The sequence below is a fragment of the Halorubrum sp. genome (genome assembly GCF_046498025.1).
Taxonomy (GTDB): Archaea; Halobacteriota; Halobacteria; order Halobacteriales; family Haloferacaceae; genus Halorubrum.
Map to the genome: position 1 here is coordinate 1 of NZ_JAWOBM010000071.1, position 22,627 is coordinate 22,627.

At 70.7% G+C, this 22,627-nt stretch carries 17 protein-coding genes; 9 read left to right on the forward strand and 8 right to left on the reverse strand.

Going from position 1 to position 22,627, the window contains the following annotated elements; all coding sequences use genetic code 11:
* Together R6U01_RS12950 and R6U01_RS12955 are read right to left on the reverse strand one after the other, a co-directional pair.
* The coding region (locus R6U01_RS12950; protein ID WP_410286873.1) for a hypothetical protein at positions 1–388 on the reverse strand (388 nt) is incomplete at its 3' end.
* A 72-nt stretch (positions 389–460) separates the two neighbouring features.
* Positions 461–1,072 (reverse strand): DNA-3-methyladenine glycosylase I, encoded by a 612-nt coding sequence (locus R6U01_RS12955; protein WP_410286874.1) that lies wholly within the window; start codon positions 1,070–1,072, stop codon positions 461–463.
* A gap of 390 nt (positions 1,073–1,462) precedes the next feature.
* Here R6U01_RS12955 and rpsA point away from each other — a divergent pair, with 390 nt between their 5' ends.
* Both rpsA and coaE read left to right on the forward strand, forming a co-directional pair.
* The gene (gene rpsA, locus R6U01_RS12960) at positions 1,463–2,965 is read left to right on the forward strand and encodes a 30S ribosomal protein S1 (protein WP_410286942.1); all 1,503 of its coding nucleotides are present in this window, start codon (positions 1,463–1,465) and stop codon (positions 2,963–2,965) included.
* A 76-nt stretch (positions 2,966–3,041) separates the two neighbouring features.
* On the forward strand, positions 3,042–3,674 hold the full coding sequence (gene coaE, locus R6U01_RS12965) for a dephospho-CoA kinase (protein WP_410286875.1): 633 nt from the start codon (positions 3,042–3,044) through the stop codon (positions 3,672–3,674).
* Between the two features lie 19 nt (positions 3,675–3,693).
* Here the strand turns inward: coaE and R6U01_RS12970 are convergent, their stop codons facing one another.
* Positions 3,694–5,235 (reverse strand): L-lactate permease, encoded by a 1,542-nt coding sequence (locus tag R6U01_RS12970; protein ID WP_410286876.1) that lies wholly within the window; start codon positions 5,233–5,235, stop codon positions 3,694–3,696.
* Between the two features lie 140 nt (positions 5,236–5,375).
* Here R6U01_RS12970 and uvrB point away from each other — a divergent pair, with 140 nt between their 5' ends.
* From uvrB to R6U01_RS12995, 5 genes are all read left to right on the forward strand, one after another.
* On the forward strand, positions 5,376–7,451 hold the full coding sequence (gene uvrB / locus R6U01_RS12975; RefSeq protein ID WP_410286877.1) for an excinuclease ABC subunit UvrB: 2,076 nt from the start codon (positions 5,376–5,378) through the stop codon (positions 7,449–7,451).
* A 120-nt stretch (positions 7,452–7,571) separates the two neighbouring features.
* Positions 7,572–8,102: a hypothetical protein gene (locus R6U01_RS12980; protein WP_410286878.1), complete on the forward strand. Its 531-nt coding sequence runs from the start codon at positions 7,572–7,574 to the stop codon at positions 8,100–8,102.
* A 111-nt stretch (positions 8,103–8,213) separates the two neighbouring features.
* Positions 8,214–8,816, forward strand: coding sequence for a hypothetical protein (locus R6U01_RS12985; RefSeq protein WP_410286879.1), 603 nt, complete (start codon positions 8,214–8,216; stop codon positions 8,814–8,816).
* Positions 8,817–9,061: 245 nt separating this feature from the next.
* Positions 9,062–11,635 (forward strand): ribonucleoside-diphosphate reductase subunit alpha, encoded by a 2,574-nt coding sequence (locus R6U01_RS12990; RefSeq protein ID WP_410286880.1) that lies wholly within the window; start codon positions 9,062–9,064, stop codon positions 11,633–11,635.
* 50 nt (positions 11,636–11,685) lie between these two features.
* A complete protein-coding gene (locus tag R6U01_RS12995; protein ID WP_410286881.1) occupies positions 11,686–12,678 on the forward strand; it encodes a ribonucleotide-diphosphate reductase subunit beta in 993 nt (330 codons plus the stop codon).
* A gap of 27 nt (positions 12,679–12,705) precedes the next feature.
* On the opposite strand, the gene R6U01_RS13000 is transcribed toward R6U01_RS12995, so the two are convergent.
* The gene (locus tag R6U01_RS13000) at positions 12,706–13,935 is read right to left on the reverse strand and encodes an SPFH domain-containing protein (RefSeq protein ID WP_410286882.1); all 1,230 of its coding nucleotides are present in this window, start codon (positions 13,933–13,935) and stop codon (positions 12,706–12,708) included.
* 142 nt (positions 13,936–14,077) lie between these two features.
* Between R6U01_RS13000 and R6U01_RS13005 the strand changes: the two genes are divergently transcribed.
* Positions 14,078–15,382 (forward strand): O-acetylhomoserine aminocarboxypropyltransferase/cysteine synthase family protein, encoded by a 1,305-nt coding sequence (locus R6U01_RS13005; protein WP_410286883.1) that lies wholly within the window; start codon positions 14,078–14,080, stop codon positions 15,380–15,382.
* Between the two features lie 34 nt (positions 15,383–15,416).
* Here R6U01_RS13005 and R6U01_RS13010 read toward each other — a convergent pair whose 3' ends face one another.
* The 4 genes from R6U01_RS13010 to R6U01_RS13025 all read right to left on the reverse strand — a co-directional run bounded on the left by R6U01_RS13010 (position 15,417) and on the right by R6U01_RS13025 (position 20,777).
* Positions 15,417–16,241 (reverse strand): ABC transporter permease subunit, encoded by an 825-nt coding sequence (locus R6U01_RS13010; protein ID WP_410286884.1) that lies wholly within the window; start codon positions 16,239–16,241, stop codon positions 15,417–15,419.
* Positions 16,238–17,221 (reverse strand): ATP-binding cassette domain-containing protein, encoded by a 984-nt coding sequence (locus tag R6U01_RS13015; protein WP_410286885.1) that lies wholly within the window; start codon positions 17,219–17,221, stop codon positions 16,238–16,240. The genes R6U01_RS13010 and R6U01_RS13015 overlap by 4 nt, the downstream gene beginning before the upstream one ends.
* A gap of 102 nt (positions 17,222–17,323) precedes the next feature.
* Positions 17,324–19,471, reverse strand: coding sequence for an NAD-dependent DNA ligase LigA (ligA, locus tag R6U01_RS13020; protein ID WP_410286886.1), 2,148 nt, complete (start codon positions 19,469–19,471; stop codon positions 17,324–17,326).
* A gap of 112 nt (positions 19,472–19,583) precedes the next feature.
* On the reverse strand, positions 19,584–20,777 hold the full coding sequence (locus R6U01_RS13025) for an amidohydrolase family protein (protein WP_410286887.1): 1,194 nt from the start codon (positions 20,775–20,777) through the stop codon (positions 19,584–19,586).
* A 119-nt stretch (positions 20,778–20,896) separates the two neighbouring features.
* On the opposite strand from R6U01_RS13025, the gene R6U01_RS13030 reads away from it, so the two are divergent.
* Complete coding sequence (locus tag R6U01_RS13030) at positions 20,897–22,603, forward strand: DUF1508 domain-containing protein (protein ID WP_410286888.1); 1,707 nt, start codon at positions 20,897–20,899, stop codon at positions 22,601–22,603.
* Positions 22,604–22,627 lie beyond the last annotated feature (24 nt).

A 22,627-nucleotide genomic window follows, 5' to 3' on the forward strand; every position in this document is an offset into this window, starting at 1 on the left:
CCTCGAGGGAGTAGGTCCCCGCAGGCCCGACGACCTGGACCTTCACCCGGCCGAACATGTCGGTGGCTCCCTGGACGTCACCGGTGCGATCGGGCGCGTGGACCCGCGCATCGACGGCGAGGTCCGGGCAGCGCCGGTCCTCCGCGTCCCGGATCTCGATCAGGAAGGTCACCCGAACACGTGGCTCCTCCGTCGTGCTCGCGTGCCCGCCGGCATCCTCGGGCTCGAGCGCGCGCAGCTGGGTGACGCGGACGGGCTCGGTGAACAGCCCCCGCTTCGGGAGCTGGTCGGGGTGGCGTTCCAGCTGGATCTGCCGCCGCCTACGCCTGTGCCAACGACCTGCCACCTCGGGGTCCTCCGCTCGATCCGGTCCATCGCAGCGATCCATGACGGTAGCCGCCCCCGGGTGCAGGCCGGCGACACGGTGCCGGCCGCACCCGCCCCGCGCCGGGCGGCCCCGTCATCGGGCCCCCGGCCCGGTGACCTCCGGCGGGACGTGGCAGCCGTCGAGGTGGTCGTCCACCAGCCCCATGGACTGCAGGAAGGCGTAGGCGCTGGTCGGACCGATGAAGCGGAAGCCGAACCCCTTGAGCGTGCGTGCCAGGTCGTGGGATGCCGGCGTGGTCACCGGCACCACCGACCGACCGGTCGGTCGGTGGTGTGGCGGGGGTCGTGCGTGCTCCCACACCACCGCACCGAGTGAGCGCCCCTGCTCCCACAGCTCGAGCAGGGCGCGCGCGTTCGACACCGCTGCCAGGATCTTGGGCCGTGAGCGCACGATGCGGGCGTCGGCGAGCAGACGCGCCACGTCCGCCTCGCCGAAGCCGGCGACGACCTCGGGATCGAAGCCGTGGAACGCCTCCCGGAACGCCGCGCGCTTGCGGAGGACCGTCAACCAGGAGAGCCCGGCCTGGAAGCCCTCGAGGCACAGCTTCTCGAACAGCGGCCGTTCCTCGACCACGGGACGGCCCCACTCGTGATCGTGGTAGGCGATGTAGTCGTCGTGCGTCCCGCACCACCAGCAGCGCCGTCGACCGTCCGCGTGCAGCACCAGTCCGCCTGGATCGTCCACGGATCACCTCCCCGGACGCCGCCACGCGATCACGCCGTGTTCCGGGCGCCGACCGTGCACCCTACGTTGACACCACAGCGGGGTGGTGCGACCCTTCGTCTCCCGGCGCCCCCTGGGCCGCCGCCGCGCGCCGTCCGGTCGTCACGACGGATCCGGACGGACGTGGGACCGCCGTCCACGCCGCACTCCGGTACGGGCGGTCCACCACCCGACGCGGCCAGGCGACCCTGACGTACGACCCGGCGCCGGTGGCACCCATGTCCCCCATCCCCTGACCGAAGAGACCCGACCCCGATGTCCGAGACCCCGACCCCCGACCAGACCACCGCGCCCGGCCAGGCTCCCGTAGCCGACGACCCGGTCGTCATCGCCCAGGACCCCGGTGGGTCCATGACCTCAACGGGCGAGAGCATCGTCGAGCACGACCTCACCGACGATGAGTTCGAAGCCGCCCTCGAGGGCACCGTCACCGCCATGGAGGACGGCAAGATCATCGAGGGGGTGGTCGTCAAGGTCGACCCCGACGAGGTCCTGCTCGACATCGGCTGGAAGTCCGAGGGGGTGATCCCCTCGCGCGAGCTGTCGATCAAGCTCGACGTCGACCCCAACGAGATCGTCGCCGTCGGTGACGTGATCGAAGCCCTGGTCATGAAGAAGGAGGACGAGGAGGGCCGCCTCGTCCTGTCCAAGAAGCGCGCGCAGTACGAGCGCGCCTGGGGCACCATCGAGCAGATCTACCAGAACGACCGCACCGTCCAGGGTTCGGTCATCGAGGTGGTCAAGGGTGGCCTGATCCTCGACATCGGGTTGCGCGGCTTCCTGCCGGCATCGCTGGTGGAGATGCGCCGCGTGCGCGATCTGCAGCCCTACGTCGGCGAGACGCTCGAGTGCAAGATCATCGAGCTCGACAAGAACCGCAACAACGTGGTGCTCTCGCGGCGCAAGTTCCTGGAGGAGACCCAGAGCGAGTTCCGCAACGAGTTCCTCACCTCCCTGCAGAAGGGTGAGGTCCGCGCCGGGGTCGTCTCGTCGATCGTCAACTTCGGGGCCTTCGTTGACCTCGGCGGTGTCGACGGGCTGGTGCACGTCTCCGAGCTGTCGTGGAAGCACATCGATCATCCCAGCGAGGTCGTCGAGGTCGGCGACCAGGTCGAGGTCGAGGTGCTCGACGTCGACCTGGACCGCGAGCGCGTGTCGCTGTCGCTGAAGGCCACCCAGGAGGACCCCTGGCAGCGCTTCGCCCGCGAGCACGCCGTCGGTGAGATCGTCGACGGCGAGGTGACCAAGCTGGTGCCCTTCGGTGCCTTCGTGAAGGTCGCCGACGGCATCGAGGGCCTGGTGCACATCTCCGAGCTGGCCGAGCGCCACGTCGAGGTGCCCGAGGCCGTGGTCAACGTCGGTGACAAGATCGAGGTCAAGGTCATCGACATCGACACCGTGCGCCGGCGCATCTCGCTGTCGCTGAAGCAGGCGCAGGCACCGACGGCGACCGCGGAGGAGTCCCCCTACGAGGAGGGACCCGCCGTGGAGACCGCCTACTCCTCCGGCGACGACGCCGGTGGCGGTGGCGGCACCCTGGCTGCGGCCTTCGCCCAGGCCGGTTTCGGTCGGGACGAGGCATCGATGACGCCGGAGGAGATCGCGCTGGCCGAGGCCTCGGCCCCGGCGGTCCCCGAGGAGTCCGCGACCGCGGAGGAGCCGGCGCCCGTGGAGCCGGTCGAGCCGGCAGCGGTCGAGCCCGCCGAGCCGGCAGCGGTCGAGCCGGTCGAGCCGGCAGCCGATGAGCCCGTCGAACCGGCCGAGGCGCCTGACGCTGCAGCGACCGACGAGGCCACGGAGGCCACGGAGTCCGAGGAGGACACGGGCGAGGACGACACGGCGCAGCAGAGCTGAGCCCGGCTGGTCATGACCATGCGGCGCCCCGGTGGAGACACCGGGGCGCTGTCATGCCTGGGAGCGAGGAGGCGGTATGTACCTGGTAGCGGTGACCGGCGGCATCGGCAGCGGGAAGTCCACCGTGACCGCACGTCTGGCCCATCAAGGTGCCGAGGTCATCGACCTCGACGAGGTGGCCCGCGAGATCGTGCAGCCGGGTGAACCGGCCCTGGAGGAGATCGCTGCCCGCTTCGGTCAGGAGGTCCTCACCGACGACGGCACGCTGGACCGGGCGGAGCTGGCCCGTCGCGCCTTCGTCGATGACCAGAGCCGCCGTGATCTCGACCGCATCACCCACCCCAGGGTCGCCTCCCGCATCGCCGAGCGGCTCACGCTGCTGGCGGGCGAGGATCATCTGGACCCCACACGGCTCGTCGTGGTCGACCACCCGTTGCTGATCGAGACCGGTCAGGCCGCGCGCTTCGACACCGTGGTCGCCGTCCTGGCCGGGGAGGAGGTGCGCATGCGGCGACTCGTCGAGCAGCGGGGGCTCGATGCCGAGGATGTGCGCGCACGGATGCGTCAGCAGGTCGACGACGATGCGCGCCGTGCCGCCGCCGACCACGTGGTGACCAACGACGGCGACCTCGAGACCCTCAACGCCGAGGTGGATCGCCTCCACACGCACCTCGCGGCCAAGGCGCGCGCCCAGCGGGCGGGCCGCTGAACCCACCGGCAGGCGCCGGTCACACCAGCAACAGGGCCAGGGCGCCGCCGAGCAGGCCGTACACCAACGCGAAGCCGATCGTGCGACGCATCACGTCGGCCTCGGACCCGGTCAGGCCGACGGTGGCGCCACCGGCCACGATGTTGTGCGGCGCGATCGAGTTGCCGGCGGCGGCGCCGAAGTTCTGCGCACCGAGCAGCGGCAGCTGGGAGTAGCCGAGCTGGTCGGCGGTCGCGACCTGCAGGTCGGTGAACAGCACGTTCGAGGCGGTGCCGGAGCCGGTGACGAAGGTGCCGAGCACGCCGACCAGCGGTGCCAGCACCGGCCAGGCCGAGGCGGTCGCGCCGGCTGCGGCGGCCGCGAGCTCCTGGGTCATCCCGGAGCGGACCATGGTGCGGGCCAGCAGCAGCATGGCCAGCAGCGCGATCGTGACCGGGACCAGCTGCCGGATCGTCGTGCCGAGTGCCCCGCTCACGGTGCTGGTCCTGGCTTTCTGGGCCAGGGCGCCGAGCAGGAAGGACACCACGAGCAGGGTCCCGGGGTGGGTCAGGGGCTGGAAGCTGCCGGTGAACCCGCCGTCGAGGTCCCAGGCGATCTCCACCGCGGACAGCGGCTGTGCGATGAAGGGCACGAGCCTCGTCGCCAGGACCAGGGTGATGAGGATCGCGTAGGGAGCGCCGGCGCGCAGCAGCGCGCCGCGGTCAGCCTCGATGTCGATCGGCAGCTCTTCGGCGGCCGGTGCGGTCGCCTGCGGACGGAGCCGGCGCACCAGCAGCAGCACGGCGATGAAGATGCCACCCCCGATCAGGGCACCACCGAGGGTGGGGAGCTCCGGTCCGACGAAGGTGGCCAGCAGCCACATGGGCACGAGGAAGGCCGCCGCGGCGAAGACGGTCCAGGCCCAGATCGCGCCCCGCATGCGGGTGCCCGTGCCCCGGGACGCGAGGAACATCATCAGTACCAGGGGGAAGAGCCCGAAAGCGAGGTGGTAGATCGCGCTCGCTGCCGAGAGCTCGAGCGGGTCCAGCCCCGTGGCTGCGACCATGGGGACCACGGGCGTGCCGATGGCACCGAAGGAGACCCCCACGGCGTTGCCGATCATGGCGATGACCACGGCGACGAGCGGGTTGTAGCCGATGCCGACCAGGAACGGCGCGGCGAGCGCGACGGGGGAGCCGAAGCCGGCCCCGCCCTCCATGAACAGGGTGAAGAACCACGCGATCAGCAGCGCGAGGATGCGGGGGTCGTCGGAGAGCCGCCCGAGGGCGACCCGCAGCACGTCGGTCCCGCGCGTGGCGACCTGGAGGTGGTAGATCGCCAGCGCCGGCAGGATGATCCACAGGATCGTCGCCGACGTGAAGGTGGCCTCCGCTGCCACCCCCGCCACGCTGCCGAGGACCCCGACCTCGGCGAGGACCTCGGTGCCGAGTCCGAAGCCGAACAGCGCCACCGCCAGGGCCAGGGCGGCACCGGCGATGCCGGCGCGGGACGCGGGCCAGCCGAGCCCGAGCATGAGCACGAGCACGAGGAGGATCGGGAGGGCGGCGAGCAGGGCGGACACGGGTGTCGGTCTCCAGCGGGAGGTCGGCGTCGAGCGGTGCGGTGCGATCGGCACCTGGAGGTCGGCGGCCGGTGAAGGCTGTGCCGCACGCCTGCAACCTATGACCTCTGGGCGGCGCGGGTGCGGGGTACCGTGGCTACATGGCCACCTCGACGTCCCCGTCCACCCGCCACGACCGCGCGGACCTGCACCGTCACGTTCGCGACGACACGCCCTTCCGGGTGGTGGCGGAGTTCGAACCCTCGGGTGACCAGCCGACGGCCATCGACCGCCTCTCGCAGGCCTTCGCCGACGGTGAGCGGGCCGTGACGCTGTTGGGTGCGACGGGAACCGGCAAGACCTTCACCGCGGCGAAGGTCCTCGAGCGCGTCCAGCGCCCCTGCCTGGTGATGGCGCCCAACAAGACCCTGGCGGCGCAGCTGGCCAACGAGTTCCGCGAGTTCCTGCCCGACAACGCCGTCGAGTACTTCGTCTCCTACTACGACTACTACCAGCCAGAGGCGTACGTCGAGCAGACGGACACCTTCATCGACAAGGAGATGTCGATAAACGAAGAGATCGACCGCCTCCGCCACTCCGCGACCCGCTCGCTGCTCACGCGCGACGACGTGATCGTGGTCGCCTCGGTCTCGGCCATCTACGGGCTCGGCGACCCCCAGAACTACCGCGACATGGCGCTCCGCTTAGAGGTCGGCGAGGAGGTGGGTCGCGAGGAGCTGCTCACCCGGCTCGTCGACCTGAACTACGAGCGCAACGACGTGGACTTCACGCAGGGGACCTTCCGCGTGCGCGGCGACACCGTCGAGATCTACCCGATGTACGGGCGCTACGCGGTGCGCGTGGAGCTGTGGGGCGAGGAGATCGACCGCATGCTCAAGGTCGACCCGATGAAGGGCGAGGCCGTGAGCGAGGAGCCCGCCGTCATGCTCCACCCCGCCGAGCACTACTCGATCCCCGACGACAAGCTGGAGCAGGCGATCGCGGAGATCGAGGACCTGATGGAGAAGCGCGTGAGCTACTTTGAGCGACAGGGCGACCTCGTCGCCGCCCAGCGCATCGAGGAGCGGACCACCTTCGACGTCGAGATGCTCCGCGAGGCGGGCTACTGTTCGGGGATCGAGAACTACTCCGTCCACATGGACGACCGCGAGTCCGGCGACGCCCCCTACACCCTCCTCGATTACTTCCCCGACGGCTTCCTCACCGTCGTCGACGAGTCCCACCAGACGATCCCGCAGATCAAAGGCCAGTACGAGGGCGACAAATCGCGGAAGGACTCGCTGGTCGAGAACGGGTTCCGGCTCCCGACGGCCTACGACAACCGGCCGCTCACATTCGAGGAGTTCGAGGAGAAGACGGACCGCACGCTCTACGTCTCGGCGACGCCGAGCGACTACGAGCGCGAGACCTCCGACCGGATCGTCGAGCAGATCGTCCGCCCGACCCACCTCGTCGACCCCAAGGTGGAGGTGACGGAGGCGACCGGGCAGGTCGAGGACCTCTTAGAGCGGGTCGACGAGCGGATCGAGCGCGGCGAGCGCGTCCTCGTCACCACGCTCACCAAGCGGATGGCCGAGGACCTCACGGAGTACTTCGAGGAGGCCGGCGTCGACGTCGCGTACATGCACGACGAGACGGACACCTTAGAGCGCCACGAGATCATCCGCGACCTCCGGCTCGGCAACATCGACGTGCTCGTCGGGATCAACCTGCTCCGGGAGGGGCTCGACATCCCGGAGGTCTCGCTGGTGGCGATCCTCGACGCCGACCAGGAGGGCTTCCTCCGCTCGACGACGACCCTCGTCCAGACGATGGGGCGCGCCGCCCGAAACGTCAACGGCGAGGTCGTTCTCTACGCCGACCGGGTGACCGACTCGATGGAGGCGGCGATCGAGGAGACCCAGCGCCGCCGCGAGATCCAGCTGGCGTACAACGCGGAGCACGGCCACGAGGCGACCACCATCGACAAGCCGGTGGGGGAGACGAACCTCCCGGGCTCGAAGACGGACACCTCGTCGGTCAGCGTCGGCGACGTGGAGAACGAGGACGAGGCGAAAGCGCAGATCGAGGCGCTCGAAGACCGGATGAACGAGGCCGCGAGCAACCTGGAGTTCGAGCTGGCGGCCGACATCCGCGACCGGATCGCCGAGCTCCGCCGCGCGTTCGAGCTCGACGGCGGCGACGACGGCGTGCCGGCGCCGATGATCGACGAGTAGCGGACGGGCTCGTCTCTTCCCGTCCCCGCGCCCGCTCCGGCTGTCCCCGCCCGGCTCCGATCCTCACTCGCCGAGACGCGCGTCGACGGGGTTTTTATACGCGACGCCAGACGCCGACACATGCACCGGCGCGCGGTCGCGGTCGGCGCCTGTTCCGTCTTCACCGCGGGGTGTGTCGACCGCCTCCACGACCTCGCGGCGTCGACGCCGCGGGACCTCGCGGTCAGGAGCCGCTTCGTCGACGGAAATTCGCTCGTCGACGGGCGGAGCGCCCTCGACCGTCCCGCGGGGATGGTCACCCACGCCGCTTCCTTCCGATCGAGCGCCGAGGCGAGGCGCGCCCTCCGTCCCGATGCCGCAGAATCGCGGGCGTTCGCCGACGCGACCGCCTTCGTCGACGACGGCGGCGAGGCGGTGCTCCTCGTGGCCCAGCGGCTCACGGCGCCGGCGGTCGAACTGCGGCTGGGCGCGATCAGCCGCACCGGCGACCGCTCGCTCCGGATCGCCGTCGACGAGACCGGGGTCCGAGGCGACGTCGACCCCGACGACCCGGTCGTCAAGACCCTCCTGCTCCGGCTCGCCGACGAGCGAGGACCGCCGAAGCGGCTCGTCGTCTCGGTCGACGGCGACCGCGCCGGGGTGACCGTGTAGCGTGTCGTCACGAGCGACGCGGTTCGAGCCCTCCTCGTCACCCCCGTCTCGTATCGCCGATCCCGCCTCGGTCCCGCGATCGTTTTGTGCCTCGGCGGTGTCTCGGCGAGTATGACAGCGCTCCGCCGCCGCCTCCTCGGCTCCGTCCTCCTCGCGGTCGCCGCCGTCGCGTTCGCGGGTGCGACCGCCGTCGCGCCCGTGATCGCCCTCCCGGGGATCGGGACCGCTTCCGCCGACCCCGAGCTCGTGGTGCCGTCTCCAGTCTCGCTGCTGGCAGCGCCCGCGCTCCTCGCGGCGGGATCGGTGCTTTCAGTCTCCGGCGCGGCCGCCCTCGCCGACGCCGACCTCTCCGCGCGCGCCGCCCTCCTCTCGCCCGCGCTCGGCGCCGTCGGCGCGCTGGCGCTCGGCACGGGGATCGGCACCGACTTCGGGGCGCCCCTCGCCGCGTTCGCCGCGTCGGAGGCGCTCGCGACGCTGCGCTCCGGCCCCCCGGCCGCGGTCGCGGCCGGCGCTCTCGCCGGCGGTGCGGTGGCGCCCGTGGTCCGCGCCGCCACGACGGAGGACACGGTCGCGCTGCTCGTCGGTGCGGTCCTGCTGCTCGCGTCGGTCGTCGCGGTCCCCGACTCCGCGCTCGCGCTCGTCGCCGGGGGCGTCGCCGGTGTCCTCGCGGTGGGGGTCCTGTGGACGGTCGACTCGGCGACGTGGCGGCCGTAGGCCCACAGCGAGCACACGCCGAACCGGACCCCTGTCCGCCAATAAACAAGCTAACTTGTTCTACTGAAATACTATTGGTAATATTTATATCGATGGAGACGGAGGTGTGTGACACGGCTCGAACGGAGGTTCGCCGCGGATCGCGGCCGACAGCCGCGCTGCCGTACCGATCGCGATGACATCCGTCAGTGGCGACGCCGTCGGTCGCCCGCGGCGGTTCGGCTCCGTCCGACCCGGACGCACACATGAGCACGACGACACACGACACCGCGGTTCACGGCCTACTCGACCGCGCTCGAGAGGGACACGAGGACGTACTGGACGACGACGAACGCGACCGTATCGCCGACGAGGTCGAACGGGCGCTGTACGAGGGCGCGGATCCTCACGAGGTCGCCGAGGCGACGGTCGACGCGCTCACGGCCCGGATCGAACGCGACCCCGCCTACGACGTCGCGGCCGCCCGCGCCGCCAGGGAAGACTACTTCAGACGAGTGACCGGCGAGCGACCGCCCGAGGGCGACGACGCCCTCGCGGCCGCGTACCGGGACTCCTTCCGTGCGGCCGTCGAGCGCGGGGTCGACGCCGACCTCCTCGACGAGCGGATGGCCGACTACGACCTCGATCGGCTCGCCGACGCGATCGAACCCGAACGGGACGAGCTGTTCGATTACACCGCGCTCGACACGCTCGAGCAGCGGTACTACCTCCGCGAGCCCGACACGGAGCCGTTCGAACTCCCGCAGGTCTTCTGGATGCGGGTCGCGATGGGCGTCGCGCTCCGCGAGGACGAGTCCGAGCGCGAGGCCCGCGCCGAGGAGTTCTACGAGGTCCTCTCGACCCTGCGATTCGTTCACTCAACCCCGACGCTGTTCCACGCCGGGACGACGCGTCCGCAGCTCTCCTCGTGTTACCTCACGACCGTTCCGGACGACTTGGAGGGGATATTCGACGCGTACAAGGAGCACGCCAAGCTCTCGAAGTGGTCCGGCGGGCTCGGGAACGACTGGACGCCGCTCCGGGCCGACGGCGCGCTGATCTCCTCGACCGGCGTCGAGTCGACCGGGACGGTCCCCTTCCTCAAGATCTCGAACGACGTGACGGGTGCGATCAACCGCTCCGGGAAACGGCGCGGCGCCGCGGCCGCCTACCTCGCGGCGTGGCACCTCGACTTCCCGTCGTTCATCGACCTCCGGCGGAACACCGGTGACGAGCGTCGTCGCACGCACGACATGAACACCGCCGCGTGGGTCCCGGACCTCCTGATGAAGCGCGTCGAGAACGACGAGCGGTGGACGCTGTTCTCGCCGGACGAGGTGCCGGACCTGCACGGGACCTACGGCGGGGAGTTCGAGGCCCGGTACGAGGAGTACGAGGCGGCCGCCGAGAACGGCGAGCTCCGCCAGTACGAGACGGTCGACGCGAGCGAGCTCTGGCGGGACGTTCTGACCCGACTGTTCGAGACGGGCCACCCGTGGATCACGTTCAAGGACCCGTGTAACGTCCGGTCGCCGCAGGACCACGTCGGCGTCGTCAACTCCTCGAACCTCTGTACGGAGATCACGCTCAACACGAGCGACGAGGAGACCGCCGTCTGCAACCTCGGCTCGATCAACCTCGCCCGCCACATGACGTACCGCGGTGACGCGGCGACGCACCCGGCCCCCGACGACGTCGCGGTCGCGGCGCGAAGCGGGTCGGGCGCGGCGGACGCTCCCGTCGCCGTCGGAGCCGACGGCGAGTCGGCCGCGCTCGACGCCGAGCTGTTCGCCGACACCGCCGAGACGGCGATGCGGATGCTCGACAACGTGGTCGATCTCAACTTCTACCCGACCGAGAAGGCGGAACGCTCGAACATGCGCCATCGTCCGATCGGGCTCGGCATGATGGGGTTCCACGAGGCGCTCCAGCTCGCTCGCGTCCCGATGAACTCCGAGCGCGCGCTCGGGTTCGCGGGGAAGGCCGGCGAGCTGCTCGGCTACCACGCGATCGACAACTCCGCGAAACTCGCCGCCGAGCGCGGCGCCTACGAGACGTTCGCGGGGTCGAAGTGGGACCGAGACCTCCTTCCGCAGGACACCCTCGACCTGCTCGCGGAGGAACGCGGTCGAGCGATCCCGGTCGACCGCGAGGAGACGCTCGACTGGGACGCGGTTCGCGAGCGGATCGCCGAGCACGGCATGCGTAACTCCAACACCACCGCGGTCGCCCCCACGGCCACGATCTCCACCATCGCCGGTACCTCCGCGTCGATCGAGCCGCTGTACTCGAACCTCTACGTCAAGTCCAACATGTCCGGCGACTTCACCGTCGTCAACGAGCGGCTCGTCGCCGATCTCAAAGCCGAGGGGCAGTGGGGGTCCGAGGCGCTCGACCGCCTGAAGTACCGCGACGGCGCCGTCGGCGACCTCGACATGCCCGGCGACCTCTCCGACCTCTACCGCGGCGCCTTCGAGATCGATCCGCGCCACCAGCTGCGGCTCACCGCCCGACGCGGCGCGTGGATCGATCAGAGCCAGTCGCACAACGTGTTCTTCCCCTCGACCGACGGGTCGCTGCTCACCGACGTCTACGAGACGGCGTGGGAGCTCGGGCTGAAGACGACGTACTACCTGCGCACGCTCGGCGCGTCGAGCATCGAGCAGTCGACGCTCGACATGCGCGAGTACGACGACACGCAGTCGCGCGGCGGGGACGGGCGCGCGACCGGCGGGTCCGCCTTCGGCGACGACGCCGACTCGGGAGGCGAGCGCTCGGCCGGCGAGGCCGGGACCGATCTCCCGACCGTCGAAGACCCCACGTGCGACGCCTGTCAGTGACGACTCGAACCGAACTACCCACCGCACCACCCACACCACCGACACCACCGATGCCGATACTCAACACCGACAGCCACCACGACCCGAACAAGATCCTGCCGATCGACTACGACTGGGCCCGCGAGTACTACCGGGACGGCGTCAACAACAACTGGGTCCCCGAAGAGGTCCCGATGGCCGACGACGTTCACCAGTGGGAAAGCGACGAGCTCACCGACGCCGAGCGCCAGCTCGTCGAGTGGAACCTCGGCTTCTTTTCGACGGCGGAGTCGCTGACCGCGAACAACCTCGTATTGGCCGTGTACGACTACGTCACCGCCCCCGAGTGTCGCCAGTATCTGCTTCGACAGGCGTACGAGGAGGCGGTCCACACGGACACGTTCATCTACTGCTGTGACTCGCTGGGGTTCGAACCGGAGCACCTGTACGGTATGTACGACCGCATCCCCGCGATTCAGGCCAAAGACGAGTTCGTCGTCGACCTGACGCGGGCCATCGACCGGTCGGATTTCAGTATCGAGACCGACGACGACGTCCGGGCGTTCCTCCGAGACCTCGTTGGATTCTACGTGATCATGGAGGGGATCTTCTTCTACGCCGGCTTCGCGATGATGCTCGCGCTGAAGCGGCGCGGGAAGATGGTCGGGGTCGGCGAGCAGTTCGAGTACATCATGCGCGACGAGTCGCTCCACCTCAATTTCGGGGTCGACCTCGTCAACACGATCCGGGAGGAGAATCCCGGCGTCTGGACCGACGACTTCGAGGCCGAGATCGACGAGCTGATTCGCGAGGCCGTCGCCTTGGAGTCGACATACGCCGAGGAGGCGTGTCCGCCGGACCTCATGGGCATGTCCGCGGAGGGCTTCGTGGAGTACGTCGAGTACATTGCGGACCGGCGGCTCACCCAACTCGGCATGGACGAGCGGTTCGGCACGGAGAACCCGTTCCCGTGGATGTCTGAGGCGGTCGACCTCAACCGCGAGGCCAACTTCTTCGAGCGGCAGGTGACGGAGTACCAATCCGGCGGATCGCTGGACTGGTAGGTCGCGCCTCCCGCGGCGAGGGCCGACTCAGTTCCCCGGTCGTTCGCTCTCGGCCTCCAGCTCGATCTCCTCGTCGGCCTCGCGGGTGACCTCGTTCCGACGGGCGAGGTCGACGTCGCGGGCGGTATCGGCGTCGCGCGTCTCGTCGGTCCGCAGGTCGCTGTCGGCCACCGTGTCCAGCTGTTCGAGGGCGCTCTCGATGTCCTCCAAGCCGAGCATCTTCTCCGTCTCCTGGTCGAACTCCTTGCTCTCTAGCCCCTCCATCTGTTGCACGTCGGAGCCGGAGAGCGCCTTGCCGTAGCGGCCGACGAGGCTGGTGAGCTCCTGCGGGAGCACGAACGTGGTGGACTCTCCCTTCCCGATCTCTTCTAAGGTCTCCATGCCGCGCTCGATGATGGCGCGCTCGCCCATCGACTCCGCGGAGCGCGCGCGCAGGACCGTCGAAATCGCATCCCCCTGCGCCTCGAGGATCTGGCTCTGTTTTTCACCCTGCGCGCGGATGATGTTCGACTGCTTGTCCCCCTCCGCCTGCTCGATCGCCGAGCGGCGTTCCCCCTGCGCCTCCAGGATCATCGCGCGCCGACGGCGCTCGGCGCCGGTCTGTTGTTCCATCGCGCGCTGGACCTCCTGAGAGGGGCTCACCTCGCGGACCTCGACGGCCTCGACGCGGATCCCCCACTCGTCCGTCGGCTCGTCCAACTCCTCGTTGATGCGGTCGTTGATGAGCTCGCGCCGGGAGAGCGTGTCGTCGAGCTCCATGTCGCCGAGGACGGCGCGGAGCGTGGTCTGCGCGAGGTTCGAGACGGCGTTCTTGTAGTCGTCGACCTCGAGGAACGCCTTCTTGGCGTCCATCACCTTGATATAGACGACCGCGTCCGCCGTCACCGGCGAGTTGTCCCGGGTGATCGCTTCCTGGCTCGGCACGTCGATCGTCTGCGTCCGCATGTCGAACGCGTACGTGCGGGAGACGAACGGCGGAATGATGTGGACGCCCGGCTGCAACAGCTTCCGGTACTCGCCGAACACCGTGAGCGCCTCCTTCTCGTAGGCGTCGACGATCTCGACCGCGCTGACGACCGTGATCGCCGCCACGAGGATCGCCAGCACCCCGACTCCGAGGACGAGGCTCTGACTGAGGAGGGCGAAACCGACGAGGAGGGCGACCCCGAGCGCCGTGTACTGCCAGACGGAGTCCGGAACGCCGCCCATCGCGTCCTCCAGATCGAAGGTGTCGCCGCGCGGACCTTGGGTTCCCATACCTGAACTTACGCTTCGACGCTGTTAACGGTTCGCACGAATCGCCCGAGACGGCCCCACCGTGCCGAACCGGCAGATCCGGGAAACCGATAACGCCGGCAACTGTGGACGTTTTTAACCCCTCGGGGGACCACTCCCACACATGCCATCCGACGAGGACGACACCGATCGCGAATTCCGCACCCGAAGCGTCCACGCCGGCTCCGAGCCGGACCCCGCGACCGGTGCCCGCGCCACGCCCATCTACCAGACGACCTCCTACGAGTTCGAGGACGCCGAGCACGCCGCCCGGCTGTTCGCGCTGGAGGAGGACGGAAACGTCTATTCCCGGCTGATGAACCCGACGAACGCCGCCCTCGAAGCGCGGATCGCCTCCCTCGAGAACGGCGTCGGCGCGGTCGCCACGTCGTCCGGGATGGCGTCGCTCGATCTGGCGACGTTCATGCTCGCGTCCGCGGGCGACAACATCGTCTCGTCGTCGGCGCTGTACGGCGGCACCTACACGTACCTCACCCACTCCGTCGAGCGACGCGGGGTCTCGACGCGGTTCGTCGACCCGCTCGACTACGGAGGGTACGCCGAGGCGATCGACGACGACACCGCCTACGTCCACCTCGAAACCATCGGGAACCCGGCGCTCGTCACGCCGGACATCGAGCGCATCGCCGACATCGCTCACGACCACGGCGTCCCGCTGTTCGTCGACAACACGTTCGCGACCCCGTACCTCTGCCGCCCGCTCGACCACGGCGCCGACCTCGTCTGGGAGTCGACGACCAAGTGGCTCACCGGCAACGGGACCACCGTCGGCGGGATCCTGGTCGACGGCGGCTCCTTCCCGTGGGGAGAGCATCCCGAGAAGTTCCCGGAGATCGCACAGGAGAATCCGGCGTACCACGGGATCAACTTCGTCGAGACGTTCGGCGACGCGGCGTTCACCGTCGCGGCGGTCACCCGGGGGCTCCGCGACCTGGGCGACCAGCAGTCGCCGTTCGACGCGTGGAACACGCTCCAGCAGACGGAGTCGCTCCCCCTCCGGATGGAGCGCCACTGCGAGAACGCCGGGATCGTCGCGGAGTACCTCGACGAGCACGAGGACGTGGCCTGGGTGAACTACCCCGGACTGGAGAGCCACGAGACCCACGACGAGGCGAGCGAGTACTTAGACGGCGGCTACGGCGGCATGATCACCTTCGGACTCGAGGGAGGTTACGAGGCCGCGAAGGGCACCGTCGAGAACGCCGACCTCGCCTCGCTGCTCGCGAACGTCGGCGACGCGAAGACGCTCGTCATTCACCCCGCCTCGACGACCCACCAGCAGCTGACCGAGGCGGAACAGGAGGCCGCCGGCGTCACCGGCGACATGGTACGGCTCTCCGTCGGCATCGAGGATCCCGCGGACATCGTCGCCGACCTCGAGGCGGCGATCGAGCGCGCGACCGCGTAGACCGGGGCCACGACGGTCGCTGCCGTCGTCGAACTCAGAGGTCGTCGGCGTCGAACTTCCACAGCCCGACCAGCGGCGGCGCGATCGTCCAGAACACGAGCATCGAGATCGCCGATATCTGCTGGTTGACGCTCTCGCCCGAGAACAGCTGGCCGCCGAGGAACGCGTTGGACAGCAGCTCGACCCCCGTCGTCGGGTTCGCGACCTGCAGGAACACGCCGACCTGCTGTTGGGAGACCGGTAAGGGGTCGATCAGCCCGCTCGCGGCACCGAGGAACTGCCCGGTGACGGCGCCCCACAGCAGCACGAACAGGACGTAGATCGCGACCCCGCCGATGAGCGCCTGGCGCTGCGTCGCGGCGGCCGCCGAGAAGCCGACCGCGATCGCGACAAAGACGACGCCGAGCACTGCGGCGAAGACCGTGTACCCGAGGTACGAGCCGACGTTGAACGCCTGGATGTACCCGAGTTGAGAGAGCGCGAGCAACACGGCCGCCGGGAGGAGAAAGCCGGCGAACACCGCGAGCGAGAGCGCGGCGCCCCGGCCGACCACCTTCCCGAAGACCACGTCGGCCCGCGAGTGCGGCAGCGACAGGAGCAGCTTCAGCGACCCCGACTCGCGCTCGCCGCTGACGGCGTTGTACCCGACGACGACCCCGACCAGCGGGACGAGCGTCGTGACGAGGAAGGGACCGACGGCGACGCTCAACAGGAACTCCGTCGCGAACTGCTCTCCGGGCGGCGTGAAGACGTACGCGAACAGCGCCACGAGCAGCGAGAACAGCGCCACGAGGGCGATCATCCCCCGCGAGCGCACGGCGTCCTGGAAGTCCTTCTCCGCGATGGCGGCGAGAGTCATTCGGCGACCTCCTCGTCCGCGGCGGCCGCGTCGCGCCTCGCGGTGTCAGGTTCTGCCGCGTCGCCCTCCGTGTACGCCAAGAAGAGGTCCTCCAGCGACGCCTCCCGGGTGTGGAAGTCGGCGACTGCGACGCCGGCGTCCTCCAGCGCGGCGATGACGCGAGTCTTCGCGCCGTCGGCGCAGCTCACGACGAGCGCGTCGCCGTCGCGGTCGACGCGGGTGACGCCGTCGACTCCGCGGACCGCCTCAACGGCCGTGTCGCTCGCGCCGTCCGCCCCGCTCGCGTCGCCGACCGCGATCTCCAGCGTCTCCTCGCCGCCGACGGCCTCGCGGAGCCCCTCGACGGAGTCCTCGGCGACGAGCTCGCCGTCGCGGAGGATCCCGACCCGGTCGCAGACGGCGTCGACCTGTTCGAGGATGTGCGAGGAGAAGAAGACGGTCGCGCCGCGGTCGGCCTCGCGCTGGACGATGTCCCGCATCTCCTTCGCGCCCGCGGGGTCGAGCCCGGAGGAGGGCTCGTCGAGGACGAGCAGGTCGGGATCGTCGACGAGCGCCATCGCGAGCGCGAGCCGCTGGCGCATTCCCTTCGAGTAGTCGCCGGCCTTGCGGTCGGCGTCGCCGAGCAGCCCCACGCGCTCGAGGAGGGCGTCGGGGTCGTCGTCGGCCTCCTTCGAGCGGATCGCGAACTCGACGTGTTTCCGCCCGGAGAGCCGGTTGTACACCGAGAAACCGTCCGGGAGCACGCCGGTCCGCCGCCGGATCGCGACCCCGTCGTCGGAGGCGTCTCGTCCGAGCACGCGCACCGTCCCCGCGGTCGGCCGGACGAGGTCGAGCAGCATATCGATCGTCGTCGACTTACCGGCGCCGTTCGGGCCGAGGAACCCGTACACCTCGCCTTCGTGGACGCTGAGGTCGAGGTCTCGGACGGCCGTGACGTCGCCGAACTCCTTCGTCACGCCGCGCAGCTCGATGGCGGTCATATCTCTCGTTCCCGCGTCTCCGAATAAAGGGTTGCGGGTCGCGCCGACGTTGTGCGGGCGACTTCCGCACGCCTCGGGCGCCGCACGCCTCGGGCGCCTTCCTCACGCCTCGGGCGGCCACGCCACCCCGCGCTCATTGAGGAGGTCGGCGAACTCGTCCTCGTCGAGCACGGGGACCCCCTCGCTATCGGCGTCGTCCCGCTTCGAGCGCCCGGGGTCCTCGCCGGCGACGAGGTAGTCCGTGTTGCCGGAGACGCTCGACGTCGCGTTCGCGCCGTGCGCCTCCACGTGCGCCTGCGCCTCGTCCCGCGTCGTCGACAGCGACCCGGTGAAGACGAACGTGAGCCCCTCGAGGGCGTCGCCCTCCTCGACCTCGACCGACTCGGGCTCGACGCCGCGCTCGCGGAGCCCCTCGATGGCCTCCCGGTTCTCCTCGGTGTCGAAGAAGTCGCGGATCGATTCGGCGACTTCGGGACCGACGTCGTCCACGTCTCGCAGCGCCGCCTCGTCGGCGTCGAGGAGGGCGTCGAGGTCGCCGAACTCGGCCGCGAGCGCGCGGGCGGTCGTCGCCCCCACGTCGGGGATCCCGAGCCCGGCGAGGAACGCGTCGAGCGGCGGCTCTTTGGTGGCCTCCAGCTCGGCGACCAGGTTCTCCGCGCTCGTCTCGCCCCACCCCTCCAACGCGGCGAGCTCCTCGACGGTCAGGTCGTATAAATCTGGGAGCGACTCGACGAGCCCGGCCTCGCGGAGCTGTTCGACCCGCTCGGGTCCGAGCCCCTCGACGTCGAGCGCGTCCCGCCGCGCCCAGTGTTCGACCGCCCGATCCAGCTGCGCCGGACAGCCGAGCCCGCCGGTACAGAACGCGAGCGGGCCGTCGCGCTCGACGGGGGCGTCGCATATCGGACAGGCGTCGGGGAAGTCGTACGTCCCCTCGGACCGCTTCTCGACGACCTCCGGCACGTACGGGATCACGTCGCCGGCGCGGTAGATCCGCACGCGGTCGCCGACGTTCACGCCGAGCGCCTCGATCTCGGCGGGGTTGTGGAGGGTCGCCCGCGAGACGGTGACCCCGCCGACGGCGACCGGGTCGAGTTCGGCGACGGGCGTGAGCCGGCCCGTCCGGCCCACCTGCACGGTGACCCCCTCGACGGTCGTCGTCGCGGTGCGGGGCGGGAACTTATACGCGAACGCCCAGCGCGGCGCCCGCGAGGTCGACCCGAGCGCCTCGCGGTGGGCCCGGTCGTCGGCCGAGATCACGACGCCGTCGATCTCGTAGTTCAGGTCGTCGCGCTCGGCCATGAGGCGGTCGCGGTAGTCGATCGCGTCCTCGATGTCGTCGACGCGCTCGACCCGGTCGGCGCGACGGAGTCCGAACGCGTCGAACGCGTCGAACTCCTCCCAGTGGGCGTCGGGGCGCTCCGGGGGGTCGGCCTCCTCGTCGTCGGTCTCCCACGCCAACACGTCGAAGAAGAAGACGTCCAGGGGCCGCTCGGCGACGACGGCCGGATCGAGCTGACGGAGGGTCCCGGCCGCGGCGTTGCGCGGGTTCGCGAACGGCTCCTCGCCGCGCTCGATCAGCTCCTCGTTGTACGCCTCGAACGCGCCGCGGGGCATGTACACCTCGCCGCGGACCGCCAGCGTGGCCGGCGGGTCGCCGCGGAGCCTGCCGGGCACCGACCGGACCGTGCGCACCTGCTCGGTGACGTCGTCGCCCACGGCCCCGTCGCCGCGGGTCGAGGCGCGGGCGTACGCGCCGTCCTCGTAGACCACCTCGACGGAGAGCCCGTCGAACTTCGGCTCGCAGACGTACGCGACGTCGTCGGGGTCGAACCCCTGGGCGTCCAGTCCGCGCCGGACGCGGCCGTCGAACTCCCGCACCGCGTCCGCCTCCGTCGCGTTGTCGATCGAGCGCATCGGCGCGACGTGCTCGACCGTCTCCAGCTCGTCGAGCGGCTCGCCGCCGACGCGGCGCGTGGGCGAGTCCTCGGTCGGGAGGTCGAACGCCTCCTCGAGCCGCTGCAGCCGCGTGAACAGCCGGTCGTACGTCTCGTCGGGGATCAGCGGGTCCGCCTCGACGTAGTACCGGTGGTCGTGCTCCCGGATCGCCGCCCGGAGGAGGGACGCCTGTTCGGCGGCGTTCCCGGCCGAGAGCTCCTCGACCGGCTCGAAGTCGGTCGGCGGCGCCTCGACGTAGGGGTTCTCGTCCGGGTCCGCGTGCCGGGTCGACGGCCCCGAGTGCGCGCTCGTCATCGACCGATCCTTGCGGCGGCTCGGGTTAAAAACGACCGTTCGCCGGCGAAGGCGTGCCGGAGCGGCCGACGCGCCGCGCGGCCCCGCGCGTCCCGACCGACGTCGTCCGTCCCTACGCGATCCGCTCGCCGGCGGCGAACACCGCCGCCGGGTCCTGCCACGCCTCGACGTCCTCGGTCGGGTCGGCCTCGAGGAGGACGAGGTCGGCGCGGTACCCCTCCTCGACGCGCCCGACGTCGTCGAGCCCGAGCAGGTCGGCGGCGTTGACGGTGGCGGCCGCCAGCGCCGCCTCCGGCGAGAGGCCGTAGTCGACCATGTACGCCAGCTCCCGCGGGATGTCCTCGAAGAAATTGAACGGCGTCCCCGCGTCGGTGCCCATCGCGATCGACACGCCGGCGTCGAGCGCGTGGTCCCACGCGTCGTCGAAGCGATCGGCGGCGTCCTCGGCCTTCTCGACGGCGTCCTCGGGGATCCCGGCCTCGACCCCGTTGTCGACGATGCCGCGGAGCGCGCTCGCGGTCGGGACCCAGTAGGTGCCCCGATCGGCCATCATCTCGGCGGCCTCTCGGTCCATGAACGTCCCGTGCTCGACGCTCGAGATCCCGGCCTCGACCGCGTTCTTGATCCCCTCCTCGCCGTGGGCGTGGGCCGCGGTCGGCGTGCCCGTCGGCGCGGCCGCGTCGGTGAACGCGGCGAGCTCCTCGGGCGTCAGCTCGGGGGCGCCCGTCACCGCGCCCTCGGTGAGGACGCCGCCGGTCGCCATGCACTTGAGCACGTCCGCGCCCGCCTTCAGCTGCTCGCGGGCCGCCTTCCGGACCTCGGCGGGCCCGTCGGCCTCGCGCCCGAACCAGTTGCCGTGACCGCCGGTCATGATCACGTTCCGCCCGCACGCGAGGACTCGTGCGCCGTCGAGCTTCCCGGCAGCGACCGCCTCGCCCGCGTCGAGCGCGAGGGTCCCGCGGCTCCCCAGATCGCGGACCGTCGTGACGCCGGCCTCGGCCGCGGCCGTCAGGTTGCTCGCGGCCCGGTAGCTCGCGGTGTAGTCGCTGTCGGAGACCGCGGTCGAGACGTCGGGGCGCCCGTCCATCATGACGTGGACGTGCGCGTCGATCAGGCCGGGCGCGACGACCCTCCCGCCGGCGTCGACTTCGGTGACCTCGTCGCCGTTCCCGCCGTCGATCTCCCCCATCGCCTCGTCGACCGCGTCCGGGTCGCCGACCGCGACGACCTCGCCGTCCGCGACCGCCACGTCGGCCTCGCGGGTCCCCGTCACGTCGACGACGCGTCCGCCTCTGAGCACGTGCATACCCCAACGAGGGACCGTTCAGGTGGTAAACGCTCGGGTCGCGGTAGTCGCGGCTGCGAGCACGCGGCGACGCGTCTCCCACCATCACTTATAACGGCGTGGCCGAAGAGGCTCTGGGTATGGCAAGTGATAGCAACCCAGACCAGAGCGGCGGGCTGTACGAGCGGCGGATCGGCACGCCGACCACGACCGACGAGGTGAACGGCTACTGGCTGTTCGGGTTCGGCGTGTTGCTCGGGTTGGCCGGGGTCGTCCTCTTCTTCCTCACGGCTCCGGAGACGACGACGCGCGGCATCGCATACGCGCTGGCCGCGCTGGCGCCCCCGTTCGTGATGCTCGGGGCCGTGATCCGATTCCCGCTGCGGCGGGCCGGCACGTACCTGGGCTATCTCGGGACGGCGGTGAGCGTCCTCGGCGTCGTGTGGTTCGTGAACATCTTCCCGGACGGCTGGTTCACCGCGTCCGGCGACCCCGCCGTCATCACGGTGTACGGCGTGGGGCTGCTCCTCATCGGACTCGCGGGGACGGTCGTCCCGCTGCTCTCCGATCCGGTGTACGAGGACTACGAGCGGATGCAGGGCGAGGCGGCCGCCGCGGCCGCCGAGCGCGACGAGACGAGCGCCGAACTGGAGGCGGCTCGGGAGGACCTGTCCGCGACGGAAGACGAGCTGGCGGCGACCCGCGAGCAGCTGGCCGCCGCGGAGGAGCGGGCCGACGAGCTCGACGACGAGGCGGCGGCCGCGCGCGCCGAGGCCGCGTCGCTGCGCGAGAGCAAGGCTCGGTTCGAGCTGTTCGAGGACGTGAGCGGGAAGCCGCGCTGGCGGCTCCGTCACCGCAACGGCAACGTCATCGCGACCTCGGGACAGGGGTACAGCAGCCGCGGGAAGGCCCATCAAGGGCTCCACAGCGTCCGGCGGAACGCGCGCGGCGCCGGCCTCCTCCGGATCGAGCCGGAGGCCGAGGAGGAGGAGGCGGCCGTCGCCGTCGACGCCGGGCCGGAGCCCGAAGACGCCTCGTCGCCGGAGGTGGCGGTTCCGACCGCTGCCGAGACCTCGACCGACGCGACGTTCGAGCTGTTCGAGGACGCGGCCGAGGAGTGGCGCTGGCGGCTCCGCCACGACACCGGCAACGTGGTCGGCGACTCCGGGGAGGGCTACGCCTCGAAGTCGAACGCGAAGCGCGCGCTCGCCCGCGTCCGCGAGCACGTCGCCGCCGCGGATTACCTCCGGATCGATCCGACCGCCTTCGAGGTGTTCCGCGACGCGGGCGGCCAGTGGCGCTGGCGCCTCATCCACGAGAACGGGAACGTGCTCGCCGACTCCGGGGAGGGGTACTCCTCGCGCTCGAAGGCCCGTCAGGGGCTCGACAGCGTGCGGTCGAACGCCGCCGGGGCCGCCTTCGACGACCTCGACGCCGCGGCGGGTGACGACGCGTCCGACGCCGAGTCGGCGGGTGACGTGGGCGGCGCGAACGCGACCTTCGAGCTGTACGAGGATGCGGGCGGCGAGTACCGCTGGCGGCTCCGCCACCGGAACGGGAACGTCATCGCCGACTCCGGCGAGGGGTACGCCTCGAAGTCGGGCGCGAAGGACGCGATCGGACGCGTCCGCGACTACGCCCCGGACGCCGACGTGCTGGAAGTTGGCAACGCGGCCTTCGAGATCTACGAGGACGCGGCCGAGGAGTGGCGCTGGCGGCTCCGCCACCGCAACGGGAACATCATCGCCGACTCCGGCGAGGGATACGCCTCCCGGTCGAACGCGGTCGAAGCCGTCACGAGGGTGAAGGCGACGGCGCCGGGCGCCGGCGAGGAGACGGTCGCGTAGCGGTCGCGGTCCGCCGGTCGGGCG

What these genes read in the sequence shown, in the direction of transcription:
- R6U01_RS13030 (WP_410286888.1), top strand. Translation starts at nt 20,897, where the DNA reads ATGGCAAGTGATAGCAACCCAGACCAGAGCGGCGGGCTGTACGAGCGG.
- R6U01_RS13005 (WP_410286883.1), top strand. Translation starts at nt 14,078, where the DNA reads ATGCCATCCGACGAGGACGACACCGATCGCGAATTCCGCACCCGAAGC.
- R6U01_RS12985 (WP_410286879.1), top strand. Translation starts at nt 8,214, where the DNA reads ATGACAGCGCTCCGCCGCCGCCTCCTCGGCTCCGTCCTCCTCGCGGTC.
- R6U01_RS13025 (WP_410286887.1), bottom strand. Translation starts at nt 20,777, where the DNA reads ATGCACGTGCTCAGAGGCGGACGCGTCGTCGACGTGACGGGGACCCGC.
- R6U01_RS12990 (WP_410286880.1), top strand. Translation starts at nt 9,062, where the DNA reads ATGAGCACGACGACACACGACACCGCGGTTCACGGCCTACTCGACCGC.
- uvrB (WP_410286877.1), top strand. Translation starts at nt 5,376, where the DNA reads ATGGCCACCTCGACGTCCCCGTCCACCCGCCACGACCGCGCGGACCTG.
- R6U01_RS13010 (WP_410286884.1), bottom strand. Translation starts at nt 16,241, where the DNA reads ATGACTCTCGCCGCCATCGCGGAGAAGGACTTCCAGGACGCCGTGCGC.
- R6U01_RS13000 (WP_410286882.1), bottom strand. Translation starts at nt 13,935, where the DNA reads ATGGGAACCCAAGGTCCGCGCGGCGACACCTTCGATCTGGAGGACGCG.
- R6U01_RS13015 (WP_410286885.1), bottom strand. Translation starts at nt 17,221, where the DNA reads ATGACCGCCATCGAGCTGCGCGGCGTGACGAAGGAGTTCGGCGACGTC.
- R6U01_RS12980 (WP_410286878.1), top strand. Translation starts at nt 7,572, where the DNA reads ATGCACCGGCGCGCGGTCGCGGTCGGCGCCTGTTCCGTCTTCACCGCG.
- coaE (WP_410286875.1), top strand. Translation starts at nt 3,042, where the DNA reads ATGTACCTGGTAGCGGTGACCGGCGGCATCGGCAGCGGGAAGTCCACC.
- R6U01_RS12995 (WP_410286881.1), top strand. Translation starts at nt 11,686, where the DNA reads ATGCCGATACTCAACACCGACAGCCACCACGACCCGAACAAGATCCTG.
- ligA (WP_410286886.1), bottom strand. Translation starts at nt 19,471, where the DNA reads ATGACGAGCGCGCACTCGGGGCCGTCGACCCGGCACGCGGACCCGGAC.
- rpsA (WP_410286942.1), top strand. Translation starts at nt 1,463, where the DNA reads ATGACCTCAACGGGCGAGAGCATCGTCGAGCACGACCTCACCGACGAT.